General features: G+C 73.8%; 5 protein-coding genes. All 5 read left to right on the forward strand.

Going from position 1 to position 6,198, the window contains the following annotated elements:
- The first annotated feature begins 27 nt into the window (after window positions 1–27).
- The 5 genes from AC0682_RS07520 (at window position 28) to AC0682_RS07540 (ending at window position 6,069) form a co-directional block, all read left to right on the forward strand.
- Window positions 28–816 carry a hypothetical protein gene (locus tag AC0682_RS07520; protein WP_478531519.1) on the forward strand — a complete coding sequence of 263 codons (789 nt, stop codon included), beginning with the start codon at window positions 28–30 and terminating at the stop codon, window positions 814–816.
- A gap of 70 nt (window positions 817–886) precedes the next feature.
- Window positions 887–1,510, forward strand: coding sequence for a PadR family transcriptional regulator (locus AC0682_RS07525; RefSeq protein ID WP_478531520.1), 624 nt, complete (start codon window positions 887–889; stop codon window positions 1,508–1,510).
- Between the two features lie 231 nt (window positions 1,511–1,741).
- Window positions 1,742–2,575 carry an ABC transporter ATP-binding protein gene (locus AC0682_RS07530; protein WP_478531521.1) on the forward strand — a complete coding sequence of 278 codons (834 nt, stop codon included), beginning with the start codon at window positions 1,742–1,744 and terminating at the stop codon, window positions 2,573–2,575.
- Window positions 2,572–5,430, forward strand: a complete 2,859-nt coding sequence (locus tag AC0682_RS07535; RefSeq protein ID WP_478531523.1) for an FtsX-like permease family protein — start codon at window positions 2,572–2,574, stop codon at window positions 5,428–5,430. The genes AC0682_RS07530 and AC0682_RS07535 overlap by 4 nt, the downstream gene beginning before the upstream one ends.
- Window positions 5,431–5,520: 90 nt before the next feature.
- A complete protein-coding gene (locus AC0682_RS07540) occupies window positions 5,521–6,069 on the forward strand; it encodes a bacterial proteasome activator family protein (protein WP_478531525.1) in 549 nt (182 codons plus the stop codon).
- The last annotated feature ends 129 nt before the right edge of the window (window positions 6,070–6,198 follow it).

The following is a 6,198-nucleotide window of genomic DNA, read 5'->3' on the forward strand; positions in this document are numbered from 1 at the left end:
TGGGAGAGCCCGTGTGACGCTGATCTCATGGCTCCAGGACTTCCGGCCGCGTGGCCGTCGAGGCGGGCGGTCTGCCTGCTGGTGGCGGTCGGCGCGGCGCTGGGACCGTGGGGACCGCTGAACCCGCCGGGCGGGACCGCCCACGCGTCGTCGGCCGCGGCGGACGGCCCTTCGGCCGACGCCCCGCCTTCCGGTCCCCCCGGGGACTCCGGGGCCACGAGCCCCCCGGCCACGCCCCTCCTCCCGTCGAGCACGCCGTCCGGGTCCGTGCCGGTGGCCGTGCCGGGCTCTCCCTCGGGCGTGGGGCCCTCCTTCGTCCTGCCGTCGGGGCTGCCCCGGCCGCCCGGAGTGCTGGGTTCCGGTGCGGCGGAGCCGAGTGACGGCCTCTCGTCCGACTCCGCGTACGTCGACGGCGCCGAGGCCCCCGCAGGCTCGGGCCCGCCCTCCCCCAGCCGTTCCGCTTCCGTCGAGGTGTCGGGGTCGACCGCACCGCTGGCCGGCCGCGAGGCCGGGGCCGGGAAGGCCCGCCCCGGGCGTTCACTGACCCCGCTGGAGCTGGCGCGGGCCGAGAGCCAGGCCGGGCAGGAACCGTCTCAGGAAGCGGCGGAAGAGGCGGACGAACCTGACCCCACCCCCGTCGGCCTGCAGGACTTCACCCCGCCGCCCGACGCCTTCAGCGATCCGGATGCCCGGGCGGCACGCGCTCTGGACGCCGCCGCCGTACGGCAGGTCCAGCAGGTCTCGCTGGGCACGGGCATCGCCCTGGTCGGCCTCGGGCTCGCCTTCCTCGCATTCCGCTTGCGCCGCGTGAACTGACCGTTCCGCCCCGTGGCCGTACCGTCCGGGTGACTTGCCAGGTCCAACATACTCGGTATACATACTCAGTATGTCGATCCGCCACGGGCTGCTGGCCCTCCTGGAACGGGGCCCTCGCTACGGCTCCCAGCTCCGCACCGAGTTCGAGTCGCGCACCGGCTCCACCTGGCCCCTGAACGTCGGCCAGGTCTACACGACGCTCGGCCGTCTGGAGCGCGACGGCATGGTCGTGCAGGACGGGGCCGACGAGGCCGGGCACGACCTCTACGCGATCACCGACGAGGGCCGCGCCGAGCTGCGCAGCTGGTTCGGGACCCCGGTGGACCGCACGAACCCGCCCCGCGACGAGCTGGCCATCAAGCTCGCCATGGCCGTGGGGGCCCCGGGTGTCGACATCCGTGATGTCATCCAGTCCCAGCGCCACCACACCCTCAAGGCCATGCAGGACTACACGCGGCTCAAGGCCCAGGCCCTGGCCGACGTCCCGGCCGACCGGGACGAGGTGGCCTGGCTGCTCGTGGTGGAGCAGCTGATCTTCCAGGCGGAGGCCGAGGCCCGCTGGCTCGACCACTGCGAGTCGCGGCTCGTCCGCCTCGCCGAGGCCGCCGCCACCGAGCCCCCGGCCGCGCCCGGCCCGGCGGCCGTCCGGGGGGCGGCCCGCGCCCTGGCCGGCCGCCCGAAGTCCCACCGCTGAGCCCGCCCGGGCTTCAGGCACGCCGCGCCCGCCCGGAACCCCGGCGGGCCGAACCGCGCGAAGACCCGGCACGGCCCGCCCGAGGCCCCGGGGCTCCCTGAGCCCGCACCCGGCCCCGAGGCGGGTCGGCACGGAGCCCGCCCGAAGCCGTGGCGCCCGTGCCCGCACGGCCGCGGCCCCATCGCCACCTCCCGTATCAGAACCCATCGCTCCCAGGGGGAACCACCCGCCATGTCCTCGCCCACCGCCACACCGCCGCCGCCCCCCGGGACACCCGCGGGCGCCCCCGTACTCGAACTCCGGGCGCTGACCCGTACCCACGGCTCCGGCGTCGCCGAGGTGCACGCCCTGCGCGGGATCAGCCTCTCCGTGTACCCGGGTGAGCTGGTCGCCGTGATGGGGCCCTCCGGCTCCGGCAAGTCCACCCTGCTGACCCTGGCCGGAGGGCTCGACGACGCCAGCAGCGGCCAGGTGATCATCGAGGGCCAGGACATCGCGTCGCTCGGCCGCAAGGGGCTCGCCGCCCTGCGCCGCCGCAGCGTCGGGTACGTCTTCCAGGACTACAACCTCATCCCGGCCCTGACCGCCGCCGAGAACATCGCGCTGCCCCGCGAACTCGACGGCGTCTCCGTGCGCAAGGCACGTAGGGAGGCCCTCGCCGCCCTGGCCGAGATGAAGCTGACCGAGATAGCCGACCGCTTCCCCGACGAGATGTCCGGCGGCCAGCAGCAGCGCGTCGCCATCGCCCGCGCCCTCGTCGGCGACCGGCGCCTCGTCCTCGCCGACGAACCGACCGGAGCGCTCGACTCCGAGACCGGCGAGGCCGTCCTCGCCCTGCTGCGCACCCGCTGCGACCGGGGAGCGGCGGGGGTGATGGTGACCCATGAGCCCCGCTACGCGGCCTGGGCGGACCGGGTCGTCTTCCTCCGCGACGGTTCGATCGTGGACCAGACGCTGACCACGGGCGCCGACGCGCTGCTGACGGCCGCGGCCCCGGGAAGCCCCGGCGTCGGCAGAGGCAACGGGTCCGCAGCCTCCACCGGAACCTCCGGGACCGCCGAGTGAGCCTCTTCCCCGGCTGGCGCGCCGCCTTCCGCATAGCCCGACGCGACGCGCTGCGGGCCAAGGGCCGCAGCGCCCTCGTCGTCGCGATGATCGCCCTGCCGGTCCTCGGCGTGACCGCCGCCGACCTGACGTACCGATCCGCCCTGCCCACCGCCGCGGAGGAGCTGACGGCGGATCTGGGAGCGGCGGACGCCCTCTTCACCGACCAGGGACTGGGCCCGGTCCCCCTGTGGCAGATGCCCGACGGCGTCATGTGGCAGACGCCCGAGAACGCCCCGGAGCCCCCTCCCGAGGACGAGCGGAAGCCCGTCGACGTGGCCGCGACCTTCCCGAAGGGCTCGCGTTCCCTCACCGAGCAGTCCGTGCCCGCCTCCGTGACGACCCGCCACGGCATCACCGACACGCAGATCACCGAACTGGCGGTCGCGGACCCGCTGGTGCGCGGCCGGGTCGAACTCACCGAAGGCGCCTACCCGCGGGCCGAGGACGAGATGGCGGCGACCGAGGCCTTCCTCGCCGCCTCCGGGCTCTCCGTCGGTGACCGCGTCACCGTGCGCGGCCCCCAGCAGGTCTACACCCTCACCGGCGCGGTGGAACTCCCCGCCGAGCTGAAGAACAGGTCCCTGTTCGCCGTCCCGGGCGCGGTCATCGCCCCGTGGCAGAAGGCCGCCGAGGGCGACAGCGAGATCCTGCCGCCCCAGGCGAGCGGCCTGAGGTGGCTGGTCCAGGGACCGCCAGGGGCGGGCGTGACCTGGCCGGACATTCTCGCCGCCAACGAGAAGGGCGTGGTGGTACGAGCCCGCCAGGTCGTCCTGGACCCGCCGCCGAACTCCGAAGTCCCGATGGCCGCGCACGCGCAGAGCTGGACGAGCAGCCGCACGGAGCTGACCGCCGCGGCCCTCACCGTGGCCTCGATGGCCCTGCTGGAGATCGTGCTGCTGGCCGGACCGGCCTTCGCGGTGGGCGCCCGCCGGTCACGGCGGCAGCTGGGCCTGGTCGGCTCCTGCGGCGGCACCCGCGGCCAGGTCCGGGCGGTGGTGCTCGCGGGCGGTGCGGTGCTCGGCGGGGTCGGCGCGATCGTCGGGGTCGGCGCCGGATTCGGCCTCACCGTCCTGTTCCGCCCGATGATCGAGGAATTCAGCGGCCGTCGCTTCGGCGAACTGACCGTCCAGCCCTGGGAAATCCTCGCCATCGCCGTACTCGGCCTGGTCACGGGCGTCCTCGCCGCACTCGCCCCGGCAATCGTGGCGGGCCGTCAGTCCGTCCTGGAATCGCTCACCGGCCGCCGCGGCTCCCGCCGCAGCTCCCGTGTCCTGCCGATCGTCGGCACGGTCGTGCTCGCGGGCGGGGTCGCCATCGCCGCCTACGGCGGCCTGAGCGGCAGCACCAAACTGGTCGCCGCCGGTTCCGTCCTCGCCGAACTGGGTCTCCTCGGCTGCATCCCGGTCATCGTCGGCTGCCTCGGCCGGCTCGGCCGCCGACTGCCGCTGACACCCCGGATCGCCCTGCGCGACGCGGCCCGCAACCGGGGCCGTACCGCACCCGCCGTCGCCGCCGTCATGGCCGCCGTCGCGGGCAGCGTCGCCATCGCCACGTACACCGCGAGCACCTCCGCCGAGCAGGCCTACAACCACCAGCCCAACCTCACCGCGGGCACCGCCGCCCTGACGGTCTCCGACACCGCCGAGAAGGCCGACCTCCACCGCGCACGGGCCGCCGTCGAGCAGCACTACCCGGTCAGCGGGTCCCCCGCCGGGCTCGGCCGGGTCTGGGCGGGCAGCGACTGCTCCGTGTACTACGAGGAGGAGGACGGCTGCGGGACTCTCGAGATCGTCAAACCCACAGGGGAGGGCCGCTCCTGCCCTCTGAAGGGCAAGGGTGCCAGGGAGCTGGCCCTGCGGATCTCGGCCGAGGAGCACAAGCGGCTGATGAAGTCGCCCGCCTGCATGGACGAGAACTACACCATGATCACCTTCGGCTACAACGACGACAAGATCGTCGTCGGGGACGCCGCCCTGCTCACCTCGTACGTCAAGCTCGACGACCCGAAGGCCGCGAAGGCCCTCGCCGCCGGCACCCCCGTCCTGCTCAACTCGGCGTACGCGAAGGACGGCGAGATCACCCTCAAGGCCCGCCACCTCTACAACGAGCGCGACAAGGAGAACCGCGACCGCCACCCCGGCGAGGCCCGCACCACCACGGACCGGCTGAAGGTGTACGTCGCCCCCGACAGCTACGCGGCGACCCCGGGGATCCGGATGATCATGCCGCAGCGGACCGTGGACCGGCTCGGCCTGCACTCCCAGGAGATCGGCTCGATCTACACCCTGGGACGCGAGCCGACCGACGCCGAGCAGCAGGCAGTCGACGCGGCGCTGGAGCAGGCCGGCCGCCACGCGTACGCGTGGACCGCCAACTCCGCCGACCCGCGCGACGACGCGGTGACCCTGCTGATCCTCGCCCTCTTCGCGGGCGTCGTGACGCTCGGCGCGGCGGCCATCACCACCGGGCTCTCCAAGGCCGACGCGGAGGCCGATCTCACCACGCTCAACGCGGTGGGGGCGCCCCCGGGCGTACGGCGCTCGCTCTCCGGCTTCCAGTGCCTGGTGGTCGCCCTGACCGGGGTGCTGCTGGGAACAGTGGCGGGGATCGTCCCGGCGGTCGCGCTGCGCCTGACCGACCTGCGGGAGGCCCTGAAGGTCATGCGGGCCGATCCGATGCAGTCGGCGTACACACCGATCGTGATGCCGTGGCCGACCATCGCGCTGCTGGCCCTGGTCGTCCCGGTGCTGGCCGGCCTCCTCGCCGCCGCCCTCACCAGCTCCCGGCAGAAGCTGGCCCGGCGCGCGGGGTGACGATCGCATCCGGTGCCCCCGAGAACGGTGGATCTTCCGCTTTCGGGGGCACCAACCTGGTGTACGGCACGTGTGCGAGACAATGGCGGCATGGAGATGCCGAGGAATGACCGGTCGCAGGAGCACCCGCAGGTCCTTGTCGTGGGCCAGGACGGAATGGCTGTCGGCGGCGGTGCCAGTGACGACGAGTCGCGCGAGGTCCCGGTGACGGAAATGGTCGAACAGCCCGCGAAGGTCATGCGCATCGGCAGCATGATCAAGCAGCTTCTGGAAGAGGTCAGGGCGGCACCTCTCGACGAGGCGAGCCGCGTCCGGCTCAAGGAGATCCACGCCAGCTCCGTGAAGGAGCTGGAGGACGGTCTCGCGCCGGAGCTGGTGGAGGAGCTGGAGCGGCTCTCCCTGCCGTTCACGGATGGCTCGGTGCCCTCCGAGGCCGAGTTGCGGATCGCCCAGGCTCAGCTGGTGGGCTGGTTGGAAGGGCTCTTCCACGGCATCCAGACCGCGCTGTTCGCCCAGCAGATGGCGGCCCGCGCCCAGCTGGAGCAGATGCGCCGCGCGCTGCCGCCCGGGATGGCCCACGAGGACGAGGAAGGCGGCAGCGACCCGCACGGGCCGATCCGCTCGGGACCGTACCTGTAGATCCGACAGCGGTTCAACGGCTCAACGCCGGGGGGGGGGGGGGGGGGGGGGGGGGGGGGGGGGGGGGGGGGGGGGGGGGTGGGGGCTGGTCGCGTGTGCTTTTTGTGGTTTACTGTTGCTTTCCCTCGT

This window comes from Streptomyces sp. NPDC043746, assembly GCF_056436485.1.

What these genes read in the sequence shown, in the direction of transcription:
- AC0682_RS07525 (WP_478531520.1), top strand. Translation starts at nt 887, where the DNA reads ATGTCGATCCGCCACGGGCTGCTGGCCCTCCTGGAACGGGGCCCTCGC.
- AC0682_RS07520 (WP_478531519.1), top strand. Translation starts at nt 28, where the DNA reads ATGGCTCCAGGACTTCCGGCCGCGTGGCCGTCGAGGCGGGCGGTCTGC.
- AC0682_RS07540 (WP_478531525.1), top strand. Translation starts at nt 5,521, where the DNA reads ATGGAGATGCCGAGGAATGACCGGTCGCAGGAGCACCCGCAGGTCCTT.
- AC0682_RS07530 (WP_478531521.1), top strand. Translation starts at nt 1,742, where the DNA reads ATGTCCTCGCCCACCGCCACACCGCCGCCGCCCCCCGGGACACCCGCG.